Here is a 24,423-nt window from a genome sequence, read left to right as displayed (position 1 = left end):
AGCGAAGCGTAATCGCACGCATGTATTAACCAACTAGAAAGTCGGCAATAAATAGGGCTAATTACTACAAAATGGCTATCTGCTTTTATCGCAACACACTTGAAACCAATCTCATGAACATCATGAGTGATTAAGGTTAAATATGGGCATATTCGATTTTTTCCGGAAGAATAAGCCTGCTGAATCGCAGGTTGAAAAAACAGACGCGCCAATTAAAAACAAAGCAACAGAGATTGTTGTTCGTCAAAAGCCTGAGATTCGTATACATAACGATCTTGCTGGGTTGATATGGTTTGCTGATGGGCCTAATAAAAATTATGTTAATGAGAATGTCGCTAAGGATAGTTTTAATCTGGGTGGATTAACGTTCACAGTTCGCATGACCGGAGATGAAGAACCGAGCTTAATTTATGCCAGTCAAAAAATAACCATTCCAAATGATATATATTCAATCGAAAGACCTCCTTATTTTCCAACATACTGCGGATTAACTCCAGAGCAAAAAGGTGTTTACATTTCGTTTCTCAATAATCCATATGACGAACACATTGATATTGGTTTTGTTTTTATATTGTATTACGGGCTAGAAAGACACCTTCTTATCGGTGATTATGAAAGAGCATACAAGGTTATTCTTAAACTCAGAGATGTCCATTCAAATAAATCCTTTCAATCATATTCTGCTAATGCATTAGTTCTAACTAGCATGCTTCGCCAGAAAGGTGAAATTGCGCTTGAGTTTGTCAGGTCTCTAGATAAGTCATATGAGTATTTATTTTCTGATAACTTGTTTTTGCTCTGCTATTTTAGTTTTGGAATCCCATTAGGGGCAAATGATATAATGCGAATGGCTAGATCATTTGAGTTTACCAACATTAATTATATCAAGAAATATCCGGGTGTTTTTCAAGCTGCTGTATCGAATTTAATTATAGAAAAATATGGCAACAATACTGTGCTTTTATCTAACATTCTTTCAAGTTCGGAAATTTCAACGTTAACAACCCAAGATACACCTGTTTTCGCCAATAGCTCAATTCGAGATAAAAAATTTCCAGTCCCGCTTATGGTATCCAATCTAAAGCTAAAGGATACCTTTAATTCCATTTTAAGGTCAGCGCATATATCGGTTAAGCAAGAGATCGCTGAAATGAGACGGATGGGTAAACTTGAAGAAGTGAAAGCAGAAAAGAAAACAAAAAACCTGCCTGTTTTTAACTTAAAAGAAGAACAAGAGCTGCTAGATGCGCTTTGTGAGTCAGGGGATGATCTTGTGCAACGACATTTCATCTACATTAGCATTCAAGATTTTTATTATAAATATAGAGGTCTCGATGATAGATACTTGTCCCTCTGTATTGATTATTGCCAAAGAGACATTGAAAGCCTTCATGAAATGGAGGAGCAGTATATTCAAAAAGAGATAAACATAGAGAGGCGACGAGCAGGAGTTCTGGGTAATGAGTTTACCCATCAACAAGAAATTGAAATAAGAGCCACCGGTTTTATTGGTCGAATTCCTGCGTTTGGTCGCTTGGCAATAATTTTTGAAAAACAAAAGAAATATGAACAAGCTGTTGAGATATGCAATATTGCTATTTCATTTAAGCACGAAGCTGAAGAATATAAGAAAAGGAAAGAAAAGTTGCAGAAAAAGATGAGCTCGTTGTAACTATGTATTACACAGCACCCACAGCCATTAATAAATTGTTATTTTTTTTGAGAGTGCATTTAAATCATGATAACCATCAGAGAAGCAAAAATAGAAGATGCAGAAACAATATTAAAATTTGTAATTGAACTTGCTCGTTACGAAAAAGCGGAACATGAAGTAACTGCAACAGTTGATGATATAAAAAATTCATTTTTTGGTTTAAAAGTATCAACTTATGCGCTGATCTGTGAATACAATGATCTGCCTATTGGCTTTGCCGTGTATTTTTTCAACTATTCCACTTGGCAAGGTAAGAGCGGGCTGTATTTGGAAGATCTTTATGTAACACCAACAGCAAGAGGCCTTGGTGCTGGCAAAGCTCTTTTCCGTGAATTAGCCAATATAGCAAAAAACAATAACTGTGGCCGATTTGAATGGAGTGTGTTGGATTGGAATAAACCTGCTATTGAATTTTACGAAGCCCTTGGGGCAACGGCAAAATCTGAATGGCTTGGATATCGACTGGTAGAGCAACAATTTGATTCATTAATCACCACTGCGACCCTTGAAAGCAATTAGTCTTAATTGTAAAAGTGATAAGCAAATATTGTTCAACAAAAAATAACGTCAACAATGGATAATCTATGTACAAATTACCCCTGTTTTTGTTTATGGTGTCGACTCTTTGTTTTATTGTTATAGGTGTTCTCACGTTGATTTATCTTTCGAAAATTGTTTCTGTACAAAATCATTTAAAAAGAGAGCACGTTAAAGTATGGACTGAGCTAGGTAGCCCACATCTCATATGGAACAATGGCATATTATCAGGCCGCAGGTTTTTGAGGGTGATGAAAAACGGGGATCTAAAGGCATTAAATGATAGCAAATTAGATCAACTTGTTGCGGATGTTCTCTTGCTTAAAAAAACAATACCTATTTTATATGTAATAATGATAGCTTCATTTTCTTATGCATATTATCGGGCACCATAAATATCTATCCGGCATGACCCGATTGGGTTCGTCAGTGTAATTGGTCAAGCGTAATGACACGCGCACAGTATGCGTGCCATATCTTCCCATTATTATCTATGCGAGTTATTGGTTAAGCAGATCGATACACAAAATCGCATGTTGCGTAGGTGTTGATTGACTATAGATTCATCTTGATGGCTATCTCAAAATCAATCAAAGCTGATTGCTAGAGTCATGTCTGAGTAATTATTCTCCGTACCGCTTCTGCATGGTGCAAAGCCATGCGGGTTTATTAAAAATGAATAATTCATAAAATAAAGGGATCATATGCGCGTACGTTATCTGATAGCTGCTGCTGTAATGCTTATAACTGGGTGCAGTACTACGCACTATCAAGAACCAACATCCGGGCCTCGGGCTCGAGTCAGATTTGCAACAAATGGTCAAACCACTGTGTTAAGAACATACCAAGGCGAAGGTTGTTCGGGAGAGGAGACCGAGTGGTTACGCATTAGTGATGGGATTCAGCTATTTACCTCTACAAAAAGACTAGGCATGCCATTATTAAGAGATAATCAAGGTGCCGCTACTGAAATTTATGTCGATGCCAGCAAGCCTGTTCATGGCTTATTTGATGGGAGTAATATGATAGGCATAGAAACTCACCGCTGCGGTATTCCATTTGATTTCCAATTTGAAGATGGGAGCGATTACGAAGTGCGTTATTCATGGACTAATCAATACTGTGGTGTTCAGATCTTCAAGATATTAAAAGATGTAGATGGCTATTATCTATCTGACCCTGCAGGGGATTTCTCCTCTTACCTTGATGACAAAAACAAGGGCTGCATGGACGCATTCCATAAGGTCAGACTGTTCTGATTACGTCTAGGTGAAATTAACTTAAATTAGTTTCACCTAGTCTTTCAGGTCGGAAGTAAACATATAGAGAACCCCATCAATCTCAGAATAATAAGAGTTACTTGGTTATTTATTTGGCAGTTTATGGAGTTGGTGTTGTAATATTTAACCCGTGGCTCGCTCGTTTAAAATAAACTGCCTGAGTTCTCGTTCTTGTCGCATGATATAGATGATGAATACCTTGTCGTTTTCATATTTGTAAAATATACGGCATGGATTCTGGATCAGTTCCCGATAATACAGATGCTCAATTTCCGGTGGTTTCCGTTCAGACTCTGGGTGCACGGCTAGGCGTTCAGCCGAAGTAAAAATTGCAGCCACCAAATTTTTAGCGGCGGGTAAGTTGCTGACCGCGATATATTCGGCAATTTGATTCAGATCGGCGAGCGCATGTTCAGTCCAGATCACTTCAGCCATTTTTGCATTTTCTCTTTGGTGTCAGACTGGGAACAGGTTCTTCCTTCTCGAATATCCGTTTCACCTTTGGCAAGGCCTTCCAGGATCTGCATCCGCAATTGCATCAGCTCATAGTCCGCCACATCAATTAGATAAGCGGAAGGGAGACCATGCTCGGTGATCAAGATGGGCTCTTTGTTTTCATGCAAATCGGCCAGAATTTTAGTCGCTTGCCGTTTCAGTGAGGTCACTAGTTCAACTCGCATCTCAGGCTCCTATGGGGGCAATGTGTCACTATAGTAGCACTTGCTGCCGAGCGGCGAAATAACCGCATTGAATGGCCACTTATTGGGCCGATAACTTTCATCATCTCACCACCAAAAACTTCGCCGGGAGCTAGGCTCCCGGCGAATGGGGTGACACGAGAATACGCCCGAGGTTTAGTCGCGGTTTTCTCCGCCTAAGGCGGCGATAAGTTCGGGGATAAAGCGCGAGAATTCGCCGGTCATCAGCGCGAAGTCGGCGTCCAGACGGGCGGCTTTGTCTTCGGAGAGCACATCGTCGTTCTGCTCTTTCAGCTCTTCACTGAATTTCACCCGCTTGATGGAGAGATCATCACCCAGCAGGAAGCTCAGGCTATCGGACCAGTTGAGGGCCAGCTTGGTCACCAGCTTGTCGGCCAGCAGGTGGGCCTTCATCTCTTCGCTCAACAGATCCTGCTGCTTGGCGCGGATGATGCCGCCATGCTCCAGGGCGCTGCGCAGCTCGACTTCATCTTCCAGCTCGAAACCGGCAGGGGTGGCCGATTCGTTGAGCCATTCGGTCATGGTGATCTCCGGCGGGGTCTTGAGCGCCACCGGGATCACCGGCAGGGAGCCAATGCACTTGCGCAGCAGCGCCAGCACGTCATCGGCCTTCTTCGCAGAGCCCGCATCGACCACCAGATAGCCATCGGCCGGATTGATCCACACCGAGGTCTGGCTGTGGCGGGTGAAGGCGCGGGGCAGCAGGTTCATCAGGATCTCGTCTTTGAGTCCTTCCTTCTCCTTCTTCTTCAGGGCGCGGCCCTGCTCGGCTTCCAGGGCCTCGACTTTCTCTTGCAGCGCATCCTTGACCACGGTGGAGGGCAGCATCTTCTCTTCCTTGCGGGCGCAGAGCAGCAACTGACCTGCGGCCTCGTGCACCAGCGCCTGGGCCTGCTTGCCCAGTGGGCTGACCCAGCCGAATTTGCTCATGTCCTGACTACCGCACGGAGTGAAGGCAACGGTTTCCAGCATGGTTTCCAGCTGGTCGGCATCCAGCTCGAACGGACGGGTGAAACGATAGATTTGCAGGTTCTTAAACCACATGCGGACCTCGGTGAACGGCGAAAAATGGCGTCAGTCTACCAGAGTTGTGACCCTGACGGCATTTTGCCGGAAAAAAGCGGAGCTTGCTCACAGCCTCCGGGAGTCTCGCCTCGCGTCGACTATGGGCCTCTTACACTCGATGGAGGAAGAGGAGAATGACCATGTTGATCCGTCGCTGCGTTGCTGAAGATATGCCGCAACTGCTGGAAATCTGGCTGCAGGCTACCCTGCACGCCCATGATTACCTGCCAGCGGCTGTCTGGTGGCCGCGACAGGAGGCACTGCGTCAGCGCTTGCAACAAAGCGCCGATATCTGGGTGGTGGCCCGCAGCAGCGATGAGCACGAGGATCTGGCCTCCATCAAGGGCCCGATACCGCTGCCGACCCACACCGGGGTGGTCGGCTTCATGGCCATCCAGGAGGATGAGTTACTTGCGCTCTATCTGTTGCCGGAGCATCAGAATCAGGGCATGGGCAGTCTGCTGCTGGAGTTGGGGCAGCAATATCACGACTATCTGTTTCTCAATGTCTGCGTGCCCAATGGCGATGCCATCCGCTTTTATCAGCAACACGGCTTTCGCATCGTCCGCGAATCTCGGGATCCCCTGAACGCCTGTGACGAATATCGGATGGAATATCGCAAGCCTGCTCCATAGATCCCCGCTGATGCCTATCGACAGGGAAGCACAGCTTGTCGTGGGGGAGCGACTATTCGAAACCGCTCGCGAGTCAAGCCTTGATAACCGCAGGCGGAAACGCCATCTTGTAACGAATGCCGGGTGTGAGACCGGCATTTTTGTGGTTGCCACTTCTCAAGCGGCCTTTCTCTCTCATAACGGATTCTCTATGCGACTGTTACACACCGCAGACTGGCATCTCGGCCATCATCTGCATGGCCACGATCGAAGCTATGAACAGGGCTGTTTTCTCGACTGGCTGACGGATCTGATCCTGGAGCGCAGCATCGACGGCCTGTTGATTGCCGGGGATATTTTCGATACCGCCAATCCGGCCGCGGCCAGTTGGCAACTCTTCTACCGCTTCCTGGCCCGCCTGCGCGAGCGGGTGCCGCACCTGAATGTGATCGCCATCGGCGGCAATCATGATTCCCCCTCCAAGCTGGATGCACCCCACGAGCTACTCAAGGCCTTCGAGCTGCATCTCATCGGTGCCATCTCCCGGGATGCCCGGGGCGCACTGGAGCTGGAGCGGCTGATCGTGCCGCTCAAAGACCGCAGCGGGGCTATTCAGGCCTGGTGTGCGGCTGTGCCCTATCTGCGCAGTGCCGACTTGCGGCTTGAGGATGGGCTGGTGGATGAGCGTAATGCGGACGCGGGCAGCCCGGATGCGAATAGCTCGGATGCGGACAGCACGGACGCGGACAGCTTGGATGCGTCCAGCCATCCTGAGGAAGATCGTTTGATTGCCGGTGTGCGCGCCATCTATCGCCAGGTCATCGCTGCCATCGAGGCACGGCGCAGCCCCGGGCAGCCGATTGTGGCACTGGGCCATGCCTATCTGAGCCGCGGCGAGCTTTCTTTGCTCTCCGAGCGCAAGGTGCTTGGCGGTAACCAGCACGCCTTGCCGCTGGATATCTTCCAGGGCGCGGATTATGTGGCGCTCGGCCATCTGCATCTGGCCCAGGCCCTGACTCCGGCCAGCGGAAATCCGCTCGTGCACTACAGCGGCTCGCCCATGCCGCTCTCCTTGGCCGAAAGCCACTATAACCATCAGGTGCTGGAGCTGGAGGTTGGCCCCACAGGCGTGGCGCTGGCCCAGCGCCATCCGGTACCGCGGGTGGTGCCCATGCTGCGCTTGCCCCCCGAGCCGCTGCCGCTGGCCGAGGTCGAGGCCCACTTGCAGGCGCAGCCGTGGGCGCCGTGTCCGCCCGAGCAGCGGCCGTTTTTGGAGGTCCGGGTCAAGCTGGAGAAGCCGGAGCCACGGTTGCGGGAGCGGATTTTGGCGGCGCTGGCCGATCAGCCGGTGCGCTTGGCGCGGATCACCACCCACTATGCGGGGCAGGGGGAGGCGATGGCGGATCGTCTGGCGCGGCAACAGCTCGATGAGCTCACTCCCGAGCAGGTGTTTGCCTTGTGCCATCAGCGGGTCTACGCCACGCCGCCGGCGGCTGAATTGCAGAGTGCGTTTGCCGAGTTGCTGAACGAATACCAGGAGTCGTCATCATGAAAATTCTGGCATTACGGGGCGAGAATCTGGCCAGTCTGACCCGGCCGTTCGACATCGATTTTACCCAGGGCGTGCTGGGGCACAGCGGCCTGTTTGCCATCACCGGCAATACCGGCGCGGGCAAGAGCACCCTGCTGGATGCCATCTGTCTGGCGCTGTATGACCAGATGGCGCGCTTTGTCGCCAACCGCAAAAACCAGGCCGAGATTGGTCGCGAAGATGAGGCGGATCGGCTCAAGGCCAACGATGTGCGGCATATCCTCAGCCGCGGTAAATCCAGCGGTTTTGCCGAAGTCGATTTTGTCGGCACCGATGGCCTGCACTGGCGGGCGCGCTGGCAGGTGCGGCGCGCGCGCAATCGGGTGGATGGCAAGTATCAGAAGCAGGAGCGCTCCCTGGAGTGCCTCTCCAGCCAGCAGCTCCACGCCGGCACCAAGCGCGATGTGCAGGAGGTGATCGATCAGAAGGTGGGTCTGAACTGGGAGCAGTTCCGCCGCGCGGTGATCTTGCCCCAGGGCGAGTTTGCCGCCTTCTTGAAGGCCAGCGTGGATGAACGCTCGGCCCTGCTGGAGCGCATGACCGGCACCGAGCTCTACTCCGATCTCTCGGTGGCTGCCTTCGAGCGCGGCAAGCAGGAGCGGCAGAAGCTCGAATTATTGCAGAGCCAGCTCGAAGGAGCCGCCCCCCTGGATGCCGAGTCCCGGGCGGCACTGCAGGGGCAACTGGCGGCAGGCTTGCAGCAGTTGGCACAACTCAAACTGTGGCTGGAGCAGTGGCGCCAGCACGAGGCGTTGCAGCAGCAGGAGCATGAGCTGGCGCGCCATCTGCACGATGCCCGCCAGGCGTTGACCGAGCAAGAGCAGCAGTGGCAGGGCACCCACGAGGCCCGACTGCAACTGGCCCAGATCGAGAAGGCCCAGGTGGCGCGACCGCTGTTTGATGAGCTGGCGCGGACCCTGCTCGAGCTCGGTAGCATTGAAGCGGAAATGACCCAGCTGCAACAGCGCATGGAAGAGGCCAGTGGCGCCGATCAGCATTGGAGCCAGCAGTTGGCGTTCCAGCAACAGAAGCTGGTGCAGCTGGAGAGCGAGATCCGCCTGCGCCAGAGCGAGGTCAACGAGGCTCGCGAGCTCGATGGCCTGCTGCAGGAAAAAGAGCGGCAGTGGCGCGAGCTGGAGCCCCAGCAGCAGGAGCGGCAACGCCAGCTGACCGGAGTGCGGCTGACCCTGGAGGCCGGGCAGTTGCGGCAGCAGGAGCGGGTGCGTCAGCTCACCGAGCTCACCCAGTGGCTGGAGCGTCATCAGGGCACAGGCCGGGTGGCACACAAATGGCAGCCGCTATTCAATGTGCTGCGGGAAACCCTGCACGATCGGCGACGTCAGCAGCAGTGGCGTCTGGAGCTACGCGAGCTGGTGCGGCTGCAGGAAGATAAGCAGCAACTGCACACCCGGCTGGAGCTGGCCTGGAGCGAGGCCCAGGCGCAGCATCAGCTGCGCAGTGAACAACTGCAGCAGCTGGAGGCCGAGCATCCGATGACGGAGCTGGAAGAGGCGCAACTGAGTTTGCATCAGGCCCAGCGGTTGATGGAGCGCTCGCGCCACCTGCGCGAGCTGGCCGAGCAGGCCGGACAGGTGACCCGCTATTACCAGGAGCAGAAATTGCTGGCCAGCCATCTGGCGCTGCGTCGCCAGGAGCTGGCTACCCTGGAGCAGGAGTTGCAGCCGGAGTTGAGCCGCTTGCGCGAGCAACTGGCGCTGTCCGCCCATGAACTGCAGCAGGCCCATGCCAGCCAGAGCCTGCAGGATTACCGGGAGCATCTGATCGACGGCGAGTCCTGCCCGCTGTGCGGCTCGACCAGTCATCCCTGGGCCCATCAGCAACCGCAATCCGATAGCGTGCTGTTGCGCCTGATGGCCCAGCAACAATTCTTGCAACAACATGTCGAGCAACGGCAGCAGGCGCTGACCCAATGCCAGGTGCAGCGTCAGCAACTGGGTGAGCAGGAGCAACGCCAACTGCAACTGCTGGCGCAAACCGCGGCCCAACTCGAGCAGATGGCCCTGCGTTGGGAAGCGCTGCGCGAGGGATGCGAAGGCATTCTCCCGCCCTGGCCGGATCTGCATGCCGATTGGCTGACCCTGGTGGCGGTGCTGGCGCAACTGCAGCAGGAGAGTCAGCAGCGTTGGCAATTGCAGCGCGAGTCCTGGGAGCATCGCCGGCAGATCCAGGCCCAGCAGCAGCTCTTGCGTCAGCAGGTGGAGCAACTGCAGCAGCAAGCGCTGGCCGCCGAGCGTCATCTGCAGGACTTGTTGCGCCAGCAAACCGAGCTGCAAACCCTGCGCCAGGGGCTGGAGCAGCAATTAACCCATCTGGGGGAACGTCTGCTGCTCAACGAGCAGAGTCTGGATGAACAGCTGGGGCAATCGGAGTGGCGGGGCTGGTTGGAGCAGGCCGATGCCGAGCAGGCGATCCTGCTATGGCAGCAGGAGTGCCAGCACTACCTGCAGTATGAAGAGCAGTGGCAGCGTCTGGAGCAGAGCCAGCAACAGGCACAGCCGGAGCTGGCCGCCTTGAGTGCGCAACTGGAGGCCGGAACTCAGCAATTACAACTGCTGGAGCGGGATCTGAACCAGCTGCAGCAGCAGCGCCGGGATCTGCGCCTGCGACGGGAGCAGTGCCTGAGTGGCCGCGCCGTCAGCGAGGTCGAGGCCGAGTGGCAACTCAAGCTGGAGCAGTTGCGGGAGGCGGTGAGCCAGGCCCAGCGCCAGCGCCAGCAGAGCAGTGAACAAAAAGCCAGCGCCGGAGCCATGCTGGAGAGTCTGCGCCAGCGCCAGCAGCAGGTCACAGCCCAGCGCCGGGAGGCATTGCGTGGCTGGTTGCGTCACGAGCAGCAGTTAGGGATCCCCGAGTATGAGCTGCAGCGCTTGCTAAGCTTTCCGGTGGAGTGGATCCGTGAAGAGCGGCAGCGTCTCAAGCAGTGCGAGGAAGCCCGTCAGCAGGCGCAAACCCGGCTGGCCGAGCGCGAGCAGGCCCTGCAGCTGCAACAAGAGCGGACCCGGCAGGCGCTGTTGGCCTTGCCGGTTGCTGCGCAGAGGCCGGAAGGTCTGCAAGGAGCGGAAGGTGCTTTGAATCCGAATGGCACTTCGCCCGGTTGGCTGGCGTCGGTGCAACAGCAGCATCAACTGCTGGAGGCCGACGTTTTTGAATGGCGGCGGCAGCTACTGCAGGCCGATGAGGCACAACAAAAGCATCAACAGATCGCCGCACAGATTGCCAAACAACAGCTCGAAACCGATCGCTGGGGTGGTCTGGCCGAGCTTATCGGCTCGGCATCCGGCGCCAAGTTCCGCACCTTTGCCCAGAGTCTGACTCTGGAGCGACTGTTGCTGGTGGCCAACGAACATCTCAATGAACTGGCCCCCCGTTACCAGTTGCAGCGGGTTCCGGGAACCGATCTGGCGCTGCAGGCCATCGATCTGGATATGGGCGACGAGATCCGCGGCGTGGAGTCGCTCTCCGGTGGTGAGAGCTTCCTGGTGTCACTGGCCCTGGCCTTGGGGCTCGCCTCCTTGTCGAGCAAGGAGACCCAGGTGGAGTCGCTGTTTATCGATGAAGGCTTCGGGACTCTGGATCCGGAGAGTCTGGACACCGCGCTGGCCTGTCTCGATTCGCTGCAATCCAGCGGGCGGCAGATTGGCGTCATCTCCCATGTGCAGACGCTGATGGAGCGGATTGGGGTGCAGATCCGCATCGAGGCGCTGGGTGGGGGCGAGAGTCGGGTGCTGTTACCGGGGTAACCCTCGACTTCGCGGGAATGCTCGGCCTAAATGACTGAATGTGACAAAGAATTCGCGTATTGGCGGCGATGATCATAAAAGTGTCATGAAAAGTTCTAATAATGCCGCTAGCGAAAACAAGGAGCGTCACTTAAAAGGCTAACACCATGTCAAGAAGAGTATTGGTTGTCGAAGACGAAACCCCGATCCGGGAAATGTTGTGCTTTGTGCTGGAGCAAAAGGGGTTTGAACCCATTGAAGCCGCTGATTTCGAGCAGGGGCTGGCCAAGGTGGTGGATCCCTTTCCGGATCTGATCCTGCTGGACTGGATGTTGCCAGGCGGCAGCGGGATCCAGTTTATCAAGCAGATGAAGCAGGACGAGCTGACCCGCCAGATCCCGATTATCATGCTGACGGCCCGGGGCGAGGAAGAGGACAAGGTGCGCGGCTTAGAAGCCGGTGCCGATGATTACATCACCAAACCCTTTTCTCCCAAGGAGCTGACGGCGCGGCTCAAAGCGGTGATCCGCCGGGCCATGCCGACCTCCACCGAGGAGGTGATCGATGTCCAGGGGCTGAAGCTGGATCCGGTCTCGCACCGGGTCACGGCGAATGAACAGGCGCTGGATATGGGACCAACCGAGTTCCGCTTGCTACACTTTTTCATGACTCATCCCGAGCGGGTCTACAGCCGGGAGCAGTTGCTGAATAATGTCTGGGGTACCAATGTGTACGTCGAAGACAGAACCGTCGATGTGCATATTCGACGCCTGCGCAAGGCGATTGCCGACTCTGGCCATGATGTGTTGATTCAAACGGTGCGGGGATCCGGATATCGTTTCTCCACTCGTCTGTAAATCTGTCACTTAAGGAATACCATGCTGGAACCCTATTCCTGGGGCCGACTCATCAGAAAGAGTCTGTATGTCATCTACCCCCCATTTGTGTTGTTGGGGTTCATCTCGGGGCAGTGGGCTTATAGCTTGCTCACCGCCACCGTCTTGCACCTGATTTGGCTCTATTACTATCAGAAAAAATTGGCCGACTGGTTGTGGAAGGATCGCAGTCTGGTGCCGCCCCAGGGCCCGGGAACCTGGGAATATATCTTCAACGGTATCTACCGGCTGCAGCAGCGCCATCGCACGCGCCGTCGTGAACTGGCCAGCGTGATCCGTCGCTTTCGCGAGGGAGCTGAAGCGCTGCCCGATGCGGCCGTGGTGTGCCGGAATGATGGCAGCATCGTCTGGTGTAATCGGCTGGCGGGCCAACTGCTGGGATTTCGCTGGCCGGAAGATGCCGGGCAGAACATCAGCAACCTGATCCGCAGCCCGAGCTTTGTCGCCTATCTCAAGGGCAAGGAGTTCAATGACCCTCTCGAGATGCCATCCCCGGTCAACGAAGAGCGGATCCTGGAGTTCCGGATCATGCCCTATACCGAGGATCAGTCCATGATGGTGGTGCGGGATATCACCCACCTCAAGAGTCTGGATGCCATGCGCAAGAACTTCGTGGCCAATGTGTCCCACGAGTTGCGCACGCCGTTGACGGTGCTCAAGGGCTATCTGGAAATGGTGGAAGACGCGCCCTCGGCGGCGATGTGGGGCAAGATGCACCGGGTAATGCTGGAGCAGACCCTGCGCATGGATACGCTAGTGAACCAGTTGCTCGTGCTCTCCCGTATCGAGGCGGCGGCCGATATCGATCTCAACCGGGTGGTCGATGTGCCCGCCATGCTCAGTCTGCTGGAGCAGGAGGCTCGTGCCTTGAGTGGCGAGGCGGCGCACCAGTTCGAGTTCCGCGTCGACAAGAACTTGCGCATTCATGGTGATGGTGAGCAGTTGCGTAGCGCGCTGACCAATCTGGTCAATAACGCCATCAAGTACACGCCTCCGGGCAAGCGCATCCTGGTGGAGTGGCATAAAGAGGGGGGGCGGGCTGAATTTGCAGTCACCGATCAGGGTGAGGGGATCGCCAAGGAGCATCTGGGGAAATTGACCGAGCGCTTCTATCGCGTCGATCGGGCCCGCTCGCGGCAGACCGGCGGTGCCGGGCTGGGATTGGCGATTGTCAAACATGCCTTGAGCCACCATGACACCCACCTGGAAGTGAAGAGTGAACTCGGCAAGGGGAGTCGTTTCAGCTTCGAGATCCCGGCGCGCCTGATTGCCAAATAGGCGCTTGCGAGCGCTGGTTTCGATGGCCGTTTATGCAGGAATAAAGACAACAACGGTGGTTGCAAAACCACCGTTTTTTATTCATTAAAAATCGACCCGTCTGTCATACAACTGTCATCTAAGGTTATTAAATTTGTCACGTCAGCAGGCAATACTTGCTCACGTCAAACAAGGACATTCCGTTCTAGTGGAGAAAGTGGATGAAATTCAACAAGCTGGTTAGTGTTATTGGTTTTGCTGCCGCTGTGCTGTCAGCCAACAGCTGGGCTGCAGTTGATGCAGAGCTGCACGACTACGAAAAGGTTTCTGGTGTTTCTGGCAACCTCTCTTCTGTGGGTTCCGATACCCTGGCCAACATGATGACGCTGTGGGCTGAAGAATTTAAGCGTGTCTATCCGAACGTCAACGTTCAGATCCAGGCCGCAGGCTCTTCAACTGCTCCTCCTGCCCTGACCGAAGGTACCTCTCAGCTCGGCCCGATGAGCCGCAAGATGAAAGAGGGCGAAATCGAAGCCTTTGAAAAGCGTTATGGCTACAAGCCGACCGCTATCCCGGTGGCCATCGATGCCCTGGCCGTATTCGTGCACAAGGATAACCCGATCAAGGGTCTGACCATGCTGCAACTGGATGCCACCTTCTCCAGCACTCTGAAGTGCGGTGGTGCCATCAATACCGTGACCTGGGGCGATCTGGGCCTGACCGGTGATTGGGAGTCCAAGGACATTCAGCTGTTCGGTCGTAACTCGGTATCCGGCACCTACGGTTACTTCAAGGAGCATGCGCTGTGTAAGGGCGACTTCAAGAATACCGTCAGTGAACAACCTGGCTCTGCTTCTGTCGTTCAGTCCGTCTCCGCCTCGCTGAACAGTATCGGTTACTCCGGTATCGGTTATGTGACCTCTGGTGTACGCGCTCTGCCCCTGTCCAAAGATGGTGGCAAGACCTTTATCGAGCCGACCCATGACAATGCCATCAAGGGCACCTATCCGCTGTCCCGCTACTTGTACATCTACGTGAACAAGCAGCCGAACAAGCCGCTGGATCCGATGCAGCTGGAGTTCCTGAAGCTGGTGCTGTCCAAGACCGGTCAGGAAATCGCCGAGAAGGATGGTTACATTCCGTTGCCAGCCGCTGTGGTGAAAAAAGATCTGGAGCTGTTGGCCAAATAAGCGCGAGCGCTTGCAGGGGCAACACAACAACACAGGGAGGCGAAAGCCTCCCTGTGTTGTTTCTATTCCGTCGACGAAAAACTTGGTTGGACGGACTTTATCAGTGCGGATTACGGGGACAAGGTGGGAAGAGGCCGACTAGTCGGCGCTCAGCTCACCCCGTAAATCCTGCTGCATCAGCTCGCGGATCCGGGCGGCGTCATAGCCCTGGCTCAGCAAAAAATGCAACTTGGTCAGGGTCGCCTCTGTGGTCATATCGAAACCGGAAATCACGCCCGCTTCGGCCAAGGCATTGCCGGTGGCATAGCCGCCCATATTGACCTTGCCGCGCAGGCACTGGCTCAGATTGACGATGATGACACCCCGTTGCGACGCGGTGCGCAATTGACTCAGCAGCCGCTCATCCTGGGGGGCATTGCCAACCCCGTAAGTGAGCAGGATCAGCGCTTTCACCGGCTGTTGCAGCAGGTTGCCGATCACCTCGAACGAGATCCCCGGATACAGGGTGACCACGCCGATGGGCTGGGGCTGGATCGGATGCAAGGTCAGCGGCTGACTCTGGGTTTTGCCTAATTGCCCGGCGACCAGTTGAATATGGATACCGGCCTCCAGCAAGGGCGGAAAATCGGGCGAGTCGAAGGCATGGAAGCCGTCGGCGTGCACCTTGGTGCTGCGGTTGCCGCGAAACAACTGATTGTTGAAGAACAGGGTTACTTCATGGATTGGGTAATTGGCCGCCAGAAACAGCGCGTTGAGCAGGTTTTGCTGACCATCGGAGCGTAATTCGGCCAGCGGGATCTGGGAGCCGGTGATGATCACCGGCTTTTCCAATCCTTCTAGCATGAAAGAGAGTGCCGAGGCGGTAAACGACATGGTGTCGGTACCGTGCAGGACCACGAAGCCGTCATAGTCGTCGTAATGGTCGCGAATATCCTCGGCGATCCGTTGCCAGTCCGCCGGGGTCATATCCGAGGAGTCGATGAGCGGGGCATATTCATGGATATGGTAGGCAGGCATCTCGGCACGGTGAAACTCCGGCATTCCGGCCAGGCAGTCTTCCATGAAACCGGGCTGCGGTATATATCCTTGCTCCGAGCGCTGCATGCCGATGGTGCCACCGGTATAGGCGATATAAATTTTCTTTTTCATAGGGGAGTCCGAGGGGGAGCAAAGCTGAATTATATGCGGCCGCCGATAAAACAAAACCCCGGAATGCTCCGGGGTTTTGAGAAGGCCGTCACTCGTCCTCGGGCTTGCCTAAGGGGCAACCACCGGACTTAGAACATACTGTCCTTGGGGGTCATCCAGTCGGCTCAGCGGGGCCACCACCTGACGAGTCTGCCCGAACAGGGCGTTGAGCTGCTGCAGGGCTTCCGGTGCAAGAACATGAGCAGCCTTGGTAAACAGGCGTTGCATCAGCTGCTCGGAGGCCGAGAGCTCCGGCTCGACGCGCTCAATCTGATAGGATTTCAGCTTGGCCAATTTGGCGGCCGCCGCGAAGGCTTCGCGTTGGGAGCCCAGTTCATCCACCAGCCCCAGCTCCTTGGCATCGGCGCCGGTCCAGACCCGGCCCTGGGCGATCTTATCGACCGCCTGCGGGCTCATCTTGCGCCCTTTGGCAACCAACTCGATAAAGCGCTGATAGGTATTCTCGACGTTCATCTGGATGACCTGCTTCACGTGCTCCGGCAGGGGCCGACTGGGGTCGATACCGGCAAAATCTGTGGTGGCAATGCCATCGGTGTGCACGCCCACATATTCCAGCGCCTTGTCGAAGGAGGCGAAGAGGCCAAACACGCCAATCGAGCCGGTCAGCGTAGTGGGCTCGGCCAGGATCCGGTTGGCATCGGCGGCAATCCAGTAGCCTCCGGAAGCCGCCATGCTGCCCATGGAGACCACCACCGGTTTGCCTGCAGCCTTGATGGCCTGCAATTCAGCCCGGATCTGCTCGGCGGCAAAGGCGCTACCGCCAGGACTATCGATGCGCAACACCAGTGCCTTGATGGAGGAGTCTTTGGCCACGGCGCGCAGCAGCCGGGTCAGGGTTTCGCCGCCAATGCTGCCGGGGGTCTGCTCGCCATTCTGGATGGCGCCTGCGGCGACAATCAGGCCGATCTTGGGCTTATCCTGATCCGGGTATTGTTCTGGCAGAGTGCGCAGATAGTCGTTCAGGCTGACATGCCGATAGCCAACTTCATCATCGGCGGTACCGGCAAACTTGGCGATCACCTGGGTGCGCTCATCCTGGGTCGCCAGTTTATCGACCAGTTTCTGTGCCAGTGCATACTCAGCAGCATTACCGTTGGCGGCTTTCAGGCGACTGAGCAACTGCTCCTTGCTGGGGGAGATGGCATCCGCCGCGATTTTGCGTGCGGTGGCGGCATCCTGGACATAGGCCTGCCACAGTTGTCCCAACCAGCGGCTATTGGCTTCCCGGGCCTCGGGGGACATGTCATCCCGGGTGTAGGGTTCGACGAAGGATTTATAGGTACCGACGCGGAACACATGGGGAGTGATATTGAATTTTTCCAGCGCCGATTTGTAATAGAAGTTGTAGAGGCCCAGTCCCTGCAACATCACGGCCCCGGCAGGATCCAGCAAGATCTGATCGGCATGGGCTGCCAACAGGTACTGATGTTGGACGAAGTAGTCACCACTGGCGATCACCGGTTTACCACTGCGGCGGAAGTGATCCAGAGCTCGGTTGATCGGGGCTAATTTACTGAGATTGCTGGCCTCCAGATCTTGCAGTTGCAGCACTATGCCTTTGATTTTCGGATCGGTCGTGGCCTGCTCGATGGCATAGACCACATCACTGACCAGGGTCTCGGCCGGTTTTTCATCACCGGCCAGCCATTTTTTCAGAAGTTGGCTGGAAGGGTCGCTGACGCTGCTTTGCTCCACCAACTGTCCGGTCAGATTCAGGACCAGGGCCCCTTCCTTGAGTTGCAACTTGTCTTGTTCGTCCTGGCTCAACGCTACTATGACCACCAGGATGAACGCCAGGAAGAAGAGGTTAATCACCAATTGGCGGGTAAAATTCAACAGCCGCCAGATGGTCTGTAGCAACCATTTGAAGGGACGAAAAAGGGTAGCCATTCGTATCTTTCTCCGGAACAGTAAGAGCCCCATTATGGCGGCCTGGGTGGAAAATACCAAGGATGCGATCGTGACCACGATTGAGACCTGCTGTTTTGCGGTTATGGTCGGTGCCACCTATCCTCATGGGGCTACTGGATCTAATTCGGAGCCGTTATGTTTCATTTCCCCCATCTGTTTGCTCCGTTGGATCTTGGCTTTACCCAGCTGAAGAACCGCGTGCTGATGGGCGCCATGCACACCGGCCTGCTGGCGCAGTCTCATGGTGTCGAGCGTCTGGCCGCCTTCTACCGGCTGCGGGCCGAGCACGATGTGGCGCTGATCATCACCGGCGGCACGTCCCCCAATTTTCGCGGCCGTCTGCAGCTGGATGGCGAAGAGCTCAGCTCCTCCCGGCATCTGAAGCCGCACCGGGTTCTGACCCGCGCCGTTCATGAGGCGCAAGGCAAACTAGTGTTGCAACTGCTCCACGCCGGGCGGTATGCCAACCACCCCTTGAGTGTGGCACCGTCGGCGCTGCGCGCCCCGATTTCCGCCTATACCCCCCATGAACTGACTCGCGGACAGATACAGCAGCTCATTGCTGATTTTGCTCACTCGGCGAGTCTGGCGCGTGAGGCCGGCTATGACGGTATCGAGCTGATGGGCTCGGAAGGGTATTTACTGAATCAGTTTTTATGCCAGCACACCAATCAGCGCCAGGATGAATGGGGCGGTGAGCTTGCGAATCGGCTGCGGCTGATTGAGGCCATTATCCGGGCCATTCGTTTGGCGGTGGGTGAGGATTTCATCCTGATATACCGTCTGTCGATGCTGGATTTGGTGGCGCAGGGAGCGACGCTGGAAGAGGTGGTACAGATCGGGCAAGCGGTTCAGGCCGCAGGTGTCACGCTGATCAATTCCGGGATCGGGTGGCATGAATCTCGAGTACCGACCATCGCCAGTCTGGTCCCCAAGGCGGGATTCAGCTGGGTGACCGGTCTGCTGCGTGCCCAACTCAGCATCCCGCTGATCGCCTGTAACCGGATCAACTCTCCGGAACTGGCCGAGTCCATTCTGGCGCGCGGGGAGGCTGATCTGGTGGCTCTGGCGCGTCCATTTCTGGCCGATGCCGAATTTGCCAGTAAAGCGGCGCGAGGTGAGTCCAGCCGGATCAATACCTGCATCGCCTGTAACCAGGCTTGTCTGGATCGAGTCTTTATCGGGGAAGTCGCCAGTTGCCTGGTCAATCCCCAAGCGTGTCATGAAACCCTCCGGCTGCTGCCTGCGGTCTCGACCGCCAAACGAATAGCGGTGATCGGGGGGGGCCCGGCGGGGATGGCGTTTGCCGTTTACGCGGCCGAGCGGGGACATATAGTGAGCCTGTATGAACAGCTACCCGAGCTGGGGGGCCAGTTTCAGCTCGCTTGCCAGATCCCGGGCAAAGCCGAGTTTGCCGAGACGATCCGCTATTTCACCGGGCGCTTGCAGGAGTTGAAGGTCAAACTGGTGCTGGGGCAGGTTCAGGACGGCCATGCACTGTTGAGTCTACCGGTCGATGAGTACGTGGTGGCGACCGGGGTTACCCCGCGCATTCCGGATATTCCGGGCATGGATCACGCTAAGGTATTGACCTATCAGCAGTTGCTGCGTGAGGCTCCGACTCTGGGAAAACGCGTCGCCATCATGGGCGCTGGCGGTATCGGCTTTGATGTCGCCCATTATCTGCTGCAACCCCATGATCTCTCCCAAGAAGCCTGGTTGGCACAATGGGGAATTGATACTTCGGGACGGGAGCCAGGAGCCTTGTTGCCGGTGGAATGGCCGGCCTCATCTCATACCCTGTGGTTGCTACAACGCAAGGCCGGAAAACTCGGCGAGGGCTTGGGGCAGACTACGGGCTGGATCCAGCGTCTCCAATTACGGCGGGCAGGGGTACACCAATGGAGTGAGGTGCAATATCTGCAGGTGGATGATGCCGGACTGCATATCTTGCACAAGGGCGAACGCAAGATACTGCCCGCAGATCAGATCATTGTCTGCACAGGCCAGCAGCCTTGCGATGAACTCGCCACCTTGCTGGCGTTGTCCGGTCGTCCGGTACATCGGATCGGCGGTGCGCGAACCGCGATCGGTCTGGATGCTCGACAGGCCATCCTCGATGCTCTGGAGTTGGCGATGCGGTTGTAATTCCTTAACGCGGACGGGGGGGGCGGTTGTTCATCTGCGGATCCGAGGTGGAAGATTTTGGCGATGAGCCGGCTCCCAGCCAACGGCGGATGACCTGTAGGCACAACTCCGGTTGCTGTGAAAAGAGTTGCTGCAGTTGTAAGCGGGCTCGCCGTTCACTTTCCAGCGTCGGGAGTGCGGAGGCTTGCTTCGCCGGATCGGTCGATGCTTGCTGGGTTTTATTTTTCATGGATACTGCTCCGTTACTGCCCTGCACCAGGGCTTTCTGACTGGGTACGAGGATCATCATGGATGCATTGACATTATTATTGCAGCGTAACTCGGTGGCGCAACTGCAAGCACCAGCCCCGGAGGGCGAGGCGCTAGAGCGGATTTTGCAGGCCGGTCTACGAGCGCCGGATCATGGTGGACTGACGCCCTGGCTATTTCTGCTGGCCCAAGGGGAAGGGCTCTCCCGACTGGGGGAACAACTGGCGTTGTCCGCCCAAGCTCTTGGTGAGTCGGACGAGGCTGTCACCAAAGCTCGCCAGGCACCGCACCGTGCGCCTCTGGTGATTACCGTAGTGGCGCGGGTTCGACCCCATGACAAGGTTCCCCGGCTGGAGCAGGAGCTCTCGGCCGGTTGCGCCGTGATGGCGATGCAGATGGCGGCACAAGCGCAAGGGTTTGGTGGCATCTGGCGCTCCGGTGGCCTGATGTTTGATCGCGGCCTGCATGAGCGTCTGGGGCTGGGCGAACAGGATCAGATCGTCGGTTTTCTCTATCTGGGAACTCCGGCTGCGGAGCCCAAACGCTTACGCCCTCTGGCCGTGGAGTCGTTTGTTCGCTCGATCTAGGGGCGCATCAATGTGACCATGTCGAGGTGTAGCGGCTGGCTTGTGGCGGTTTAACCACTGCATGTTATATACACGTTGGTTTTTTATAACCGAATACTCTAGGTTATGCGGTTTGTCGCTTGATCCAGCCCCCTGAAACGGGCATGTTGGCAGCCAGTTTATGTGTAGGGTCCTCATGGTGATAAGCAACAGACAATCGCTCGTGGATATGGCTCTCCTGATGAGCCTCTGGCTTGTCTGGGGCTATAGCTGGGTTGCCAGCAAGTTGGGGCTGGAATATGCGTCGCCCCTGCAGATGGCTGAATACCGTCTGACCCTGGCGCTACTGACGCTGGGTGGCTTGCTGCTGTGGCGGCGAGGCCGTTTCAGCTTGCCACCGCTGTGGCCCACCTTCTGGCTCGGGCTGACCCAGACCACCGGATTTACGCTGCTCTCGACTCTGGCGCTGCTGAATGCAGGCACGGGCAAGGTTACTATCTTGTGTTACACCATGCCGTTCTGGACGCTACTGCTGGCTCGTTTCTTCTTGCAAGAGCACCTGAGGCCCGTGCAGTGGTTAGCCGTATTGCTGGCTTTTGCCGGCTTGATGTGCGTGCTGACGCCCTGGGAAGGCAGCATCGGCTGGCAAGGTGATTTGCTGGCGCTGGCTGCGGGTGTGTGTTGGGCTATCTCGGCCATCATTGCCAAGCGGCTGCGGGAGCAGCACCAGATCGAAACCCTGGATCTGACCTTCTGGCAACTGCTGTTCGGACTGCTGCCCCTGTATGTTCTCTCCTGGTTGTGGCCACAACCCGATGTGCAGTGGCATCCAACTTTCTGGTTGATCCTGATCTTTAACGGCTGCATTGCGGCGGGTCTGGGCTGGCTGGTCTGGCTGCACCTGCTGTCGCGTCTGGCGGCAGGAACCGCAGGCCTGAATGCACTGGCGATCCCGGCAGTGGCGCTGATCTGTGCCTGGTTGCAACTGGGGGATGTACCGTCGTTGGCGGAGTGGGTCGGGGTAGCGCTGATTGCTATTGCATTGGGTTTGCTGGCGACCATGAGTTACCTGTTTGAGCGCCCCTCACTTCCGGGGCCCTGAGCCATTAGTCGGTCCACTGGGCCTGGCGGGCTATATCGGCAGGCAGGCGCAAATTCCAGCGGTTCAGTGCGGCGTGGCTGAACCAGTAATCACCTCGTGAGGCGGTGCGAGGGGGCAGTGAGTGGGCACTTTGCCCGGCGAGAATGGCCTCTGCCAGATTGGCCGCCGCATCCCCTTGAATAGCGCCACTCATCACCAAACCACCGCAGGCCTGTTTCGGGCCGACGGTAAAATCCCAAAAGCTGAACAGCGGCAGCGGGGTTTTTTCACCGGTCCAGCTTGCAACTCGTTCCGGTTCAACATACAGGCCCTGAGCATCCCGCAGGGTATGGTACAGGCCGATGAAAATCATATCGTAGCCTTGGGCCTTGGCCTGTAGCACGCTTTGTTGCCAAGACTCAAAATTGGATAACAAACGGATATCGACAGTGATCGATCCTAACGTCAGGCTGTTGCGACCCCGAAACTCCTCATCAATGGCGGTCATCGAGACTTCGCTGCTATCAAACAGCACTAATGCCTGCCTTGCTTGGGGTAACAACTCGCTCATCTCCCGAATATTGCGTTTCATCAAGGGGCGCTCCAGAACCCCGGTCATATTCTTCAGACCATACAGGTTGGTGCGTCTGGGATTGCCGTTCATACCCAGGTAGACCACGGGCGTGCCGTGTGCCGAAATCCGCGGTGCGAGCAGGTTGATGGCATTATCATCGCCGATGATGACCAGTTGCGGTTGCAACGCCAGGTACTGCTGCCATACCCCTTCAGCCTGAGTCGCAAACTGTTCACGGGGAATGCGTTTGGTATCCAGATGTCGGAAGTGAAGGGTGTGGTTTTTGCCGAGACGTTGTTGCAGGGCCTGGCGATAGCTGGCGTCCCAGGGGTGTTCCGGATGATAGCTTTCGATGACCAAAATTTCTGCGGCGACTGTGTCCGCTTGCCAGCACAGGCCCAGCCCACAGAGCAGGCACAAAAAGCCGATGTGACGCAGCCAGCCTGCTGGGGGAGTGTTCAGCATGGAAACAGAATACCCTGATGCATGGATAGTGCTAGTGATAGCAGAGTCGGGGTCTGTTTACTCTGAGCTACTTCGCGTTACTCGGTATTCGAAACGTCTGCGGGCCGTTTAGTGAGAGATGACGCGCACCTGTTGTACCTCGACCTGTAGCTCACCATCGCCGAGTCGAGTCGTCAGGAGTTGTCCGGGTGCAGTTTGCGTCACCGATCTCAGCACCTGACCTTGCGTATCTTGAGTGATGCTGTAGCCACGAGCTAGCGTGGCCAAGGGACTGATGGCATCCAGACGGGTCAATAGCAGGCCGTGGCGGTGACGCAATTGCTCCAGTCGTTGTTGAACACAGCGTTGCAACAACTGCTGTTGTTGCCCCAAGCGCTGTCTTGCCTCCCGCAAACGAACGTTCGGTGATTGCTGATGTAGCCGATGGTCGACGCGCTCCAACTGCCGTCCAGCATCGACGAGTCGCTGCCGCAGAGCGAGCCTCAGTCGGCCCTGCAGTTCATCCAGTCGTTGTTGCTGCTGTTGCAGTCGGCGCTCCGGATGCTGATGTTGCAGGCGCTGCTGCAGCATGTGCAGGCGATGAGTGCCGAGAGTGAATGCTTGTTGGTTCGCCCGAGTCAAACGCTGACTGAGGGCCTGAAGGCGTTGCAGCTGTTCGCTCTGATCCGGGCTGACCAACTCGGCCGCCGCCGAAGGCGTGGCCGCCCGCAGGTCGGCGGCAAAATCACTCAAGGTGACATCACTCTCGTGGCCCACCGCACTGACAATGGGTAGCAGACTATTGGCAATGGCTCGCACCAGACGTTCGTCATTGAAACACCACAAGTCCTCACTGGCTCCGCCGCCCCGGCCGATGATGAGTACATCACACTCATCCCGCTGGTTAGCGCGCTGCAAAGCCGCTATCAGCTGATCGGCTGCTTGCGCACCTTGGACCTGGGCCGGATAGAGGATGACGGGAATTCCCGGCGCCCGGCGCTTGAGCACCGTCAGCATGTCGTGGATGGCCGCCCCGGTGGGCGAGGTAATGAGGCCAATCTGCTGCGGCTGACGAGGCAGGGGACGTTTGCGTTCGGCGGCAAACAGCCCTTCAGCCTGCAAGCGCTGTTTGAGTTGCTCCAATTGGAGCTGTAGTTGGCCATCGCCGGCCGGTCGCATGCTCTCGATGATGAGCTGGTACTCGCCTCTGGGCTCATAGAGGGATAGCCGGGCCTGAACCAGAACCTGTTGACCATCCTGTGGCCGGAAGGCGACCCGGCGATTGTTGCCGCGAAACATGGCGGCTTTGACCTGGGCTGATGGATCCTTTAATGAGAAGTACCAATGGCCGGAGCTGTGCAGTACCAGATTGGATATTTCACCCACTAACCACACCAATCCCATCTCCTGTTCGAGCAGGATGCGGACGGCGCTATTCAGACGGGAAACGGTGAAAATCGTTTGCTTGGCTTCTGGCACTGGGTTTTCCTCACAGGAACATCGACCGCCATTTTACCGAACCGCCAAGTCATTGGCGAAACTGGTTTTCGTAAAAAAACAACAAAAAGAGCTTTACCAACGGGGATCAACTGCCTAGAATCTCGCTGCAATATTTTACCCACCCCTCAACCTCCCTAACGG

At 55.9% G+C, this 24,423-nt stretch carries 21 protein-coding genes; 13 read left to right on the top strand and 8 right to left on the bottom strand.

What is annotated here, in order from left to right; translation table 11 throughout:
* The first annotated feature begins 142 nt into the window (after positions 1-142).
* The 4 genes from ACZYUB_RS13840 (at position 143) to ACZYUB_RS13825 (ending at position 3,510) form a co-directional block, all read left to right on the top strand.
* Entirely contained in the window at positions 143-1,672 is a 1,530-nt protein-coding gene (locus tag ACZYUB_RS13840) for a TerB N-terminal domain-containing protein (protein WP_463948766.1), read from the top strand.
* A 66-nt stretch (positions 1,673-1,738) separates the two neighbouring features.
* Positions 1,739-2,233, top strand: coding sequence for an N-acetyltransferase family protein (locus ACZYUB_RS13835; protein WP_463948765.1), 495 nt, complete (start codon positions 1,739-1,741; stop codon positions 2,231-2,233).
* Between the two features lie 65 nt (positions 2,234-2,298).
* On the top strand, positions 2,299-2,646 hold the full coding sequence (locus ACZYUB_RS13830; protein ID WP_463948764.1) for a hypothetical protein: 348 nt from the start codon (positions 2,299-2,301) through the stop codon (positions 2,644-2,646).
* A 537-nt stretch (positions 2,647-3,183) separates the two neighbouring features.
* Complete coding sequence (locus ACZYUB_RS13825; RefSeq protein WP_463948763.1) at positions 3,184-3,510, top strand: hypothetical protein; 327 nt, start codon at positions 3,184-3,186, stop codon at positions 3,508-3,510.
* 144 nt (positions 3,511-3,654) lie between these two features.
* On the opposite strand, the gene ACZYUB_RS13820 is transcribed toward ACZYUB_RS13825, so the two are convergent.
* From ACZYUB_RS13820 to rdgC, 3 genes are all read right to left on the bottom strand, one after another.
* Positions 3,655-3,966, bottom strand: a complete 312-nt coding sequence (locus ACZYUB_RS13820; RefSeq protein ID WP_463948762.1) for a type II toxin-antitoxin system RelE/ParE family toxin — start codon at positions 3,964-3,966, stop codon at positions 3,655-3,657.
* On the bottom strand, positions 3,954-4,211 hold the full coding sequence (locus tag ACZYUB_RS13815) for a type II toxin-antitoxin system Phd/YefM family antitoxin (RefSeq protein ID WP_463948760.1): 258 nt from the start codon (positions 4,209-4,211) through the stop codon (positions 3,954-3,956). Before ACZYUB_RS13815 ends, ACZYUB_RS13820 begins: the two co-directional genes overlap by 13 nt.
* Before the next feature lie 174 nt (positions 4,212-4,385).
* Positions 4,386-5,294, bottom strand: coding sequence for a recombination-associated protein RdgC (gene rdgC / locus ACZYUB_RS13810; protein WP_463948759.1), 909 nt, complete (start codon positions 5,292-5,294; stop codon positions 4,386-4,388).
* A gap of 155 nt (positions 5,295-5,449) precedes the next feature.
* Between rdgC and ACZYUB_RS13805 the strand changes: the two genes are divergently transcribed.
* From ACZYUB_RS13805 to ACZYUB_RS13780, 6 genes are all read left to right on the top strand, one after another.
* Entirely contained in the window at positions 5,450-5,950 is a 501-nt protein-coding gene (locus ACZYUB_RS13805) for a GNAT family N-acetyltransferase (RefSeq protein WP_463948757.1), read from the top strand.
* Positions 5,951-6,140: 190 nt separating this feature from the next.
* Positions 6,141-7,481, top strand: a complete 1,341-nt coding sequence (locus ACZYUB_RS13800; protein ID WP_463948755.1) for an exonuclease SbcCD subunit D — start codon at positions 6,141-6,143, stop codon at positions 7,479-7,481.
* A complete protein-coding gene (locus ACZYUB_RS13795) occupies positions 7,478-11,278 on the top strand; it encodes an AAA family ATPase (RefSeq protein WP_463948753.1) in 3,801 nt (1,266 codons plus the stop codon). The genes ACZYUB_RS13800 and ACZYUB_RS13795 overlap by 4 nt, the downstream gene beginning before the upstream one ends.
* A 146-nt stretch (positions 11,279-11,424) precedes the next feature.
* Positions 11,425-12,114: a phosphate regulon transcriptional regulator PhoB gene (gene phoB / locus ACZYUB_RS13790; protein WP_460881338.1), complete on the top strand. Its 690-nt coding sequence runs from the start codon at positions 11,425-11,427 to the stop codon at positions 12,112-12,114.
* Positions 12,115-12,135: 21 nt separating this feature from the next.
* Complete coding sequence (gene phoR / locus ACZYUB_RS13785) at positions 12,136-13,431, top strand: phosphate regulon sensor histidine kinase PhoR (RefSeq protein WP_463948751.1); 1,296 nt, start codon at positions 12,136-12,138, stop codon at positions 13,429-13,431.
* Between the two features lie 200 nt (positions 13,432-13,631).
* Positions 13,632-14,600 carry a PstS family phosphate ABC transporter substrate-binding protein gene (locus tag ACZYUB_RS13780; RefSeq protein ID WP_463948750.1) on the top strand — a complete coding sequence of 323 codons (969 nt, stop codon included), beginning with the start codon at positions 13,632-13,634 and terminating at the stop codon, positions 14,598-14,600.
* A gap of 138 nt (positions 14,601-14,738) precedes the next feature.
* Here the strand turns inward: ACZYUB_RS13780 and ansA are convergent, their stop codons facing one another.
* Both ansA and sppA read right to left on the bottom strand, forming a co-directional pair.
* A complete protein-coding gene (gene ansA / locus ACZYUB_RS13775; protein WP_463948748.1) occupies positions 14,739-15,749 on the bottom strand; it encodes an asparaginase in 1,011 nt (336 codons plus the stop codon).
* 108 nt (positions 15,750-15,857) lie between these two features.
* Positions 15,858-17,699 carry a signal peptide peptidase SppA gene (sppA, locus tag ACZYUB_RS13770; RefSeq protein WP_463948746.1) on the bottom strand — a complete coding sequence of 614 codons (1,842 nt, stop codon included), beginning with the start codon at positions 17,697-17,699 and terminating at the stop codon, positions 15,858-15,860.
* 156 nt (positions 17,700-17,855) lie between these two features.
* Here sppA and ACZYUB_RS13765 point away from each other — a divergent pair, with 156 nt between their 5' ends.
* Positions 17,856-19,868 (top strand): oxidoreductase, encoded by a 2,013-nt coding sequence (locus tag ACZYUB_RS13765; RefSeq protein WP_463948744.1) that lies wholly within the window; start codon positions 17,856-17,858, stop codon positions 19,866-19,868.
* A 4-nt stretch (positions 19,869-19,872) separates the two neighbouring features.
* Here the strand turns inward: ACZYUB_RS13765 and ACZYUB_RS13760 are convergent, their stop codons facing one another.
* On the bottom strand, positions 19,873-20,097 hold the full coding sequence (locus ACZYUB_RS13760) for a hypothetical protein (protein WP_463948742.1): 225 nt from the start codon (positions 20,095-20,097) through the stop codon (positions 19,873-19,875).
* 58 nt (positions 20,098-20,155) lie between these two features.
* On the opposite strand from ACZYUB_RS13760, the gene ACZYUB_RS13755 reads away from it, so the two are divergent.
* Together ACZYUB_RS13755 and ACZYUB_RS13750 are read left to right on the top strand one after the other, a co-directional pair.
* The gene (locus ACZYUB_RS13755; protein WP_463948741.1) at positions 20,156-20,704 is read left to right on the top strand and encodes an NAD(P)H nitroreductase; all 549 of its coding nucleotides are present in this window, start codon (positions 20,156-20,158) and stop codon (positions 20,702-20,704) included.
* Between the two features lie 220 nt (positions 20,705-20,924).
* Positions 20,925-21,785 carry a DMT family transporter gene (locus tag ACZYUB_RS13750; protein WP_463948739.1) on the top strand — a complete coding sequence of 287 codons (861 nt, stop codon included), beginning with the start codon at positions 20,925-20,927 and terminating at the stop codon, positions 21,783-21,785.
* Positions 21,786-21,789: 4 nt separating this feature from the next.
* Here the strand turns inward: ACZYUB_RS13750 and ACZYUB_RS13745 are convergent, their stop codons facing one another.
* Positions 21,790-22,803 carry an ABC transporter substrate-binding protein gene (locus ACZYUB_RS13745; protein WP_463948737.1) on the bottom strand — a complete coding sequence of 338 codons (1,014 nt, stop codon included), beginning with the start codon at positions 22,801-22,803 and terminating at the stop codon, positions 21,790-21,792.
* Positions 22,804-22,911: 108 nt separating this feature from the next.
* Positions 22,912-24,261 (bottom strand): exodeoxyribonuclease VII large subunit, encoded by a 1,350-nt coding sequence (gene xseA / locus ACZYUB_RS13740; RefSeq protein ID WP_463948735.1) that lies wholly within the window; start codon positions 24,259-24,261, stop codon positions 22,912-22,914.
* Between the last annotated feature and the right edge of the window lie 162 nt (positions 24,262-24,423).

Source organism: Pseudaeromonas sp. HNCC25DJ182 (assembly GCF_055413365.1).
This window is presented reverse-complemented; position numbering and strand designations above follow the sequence as displayed.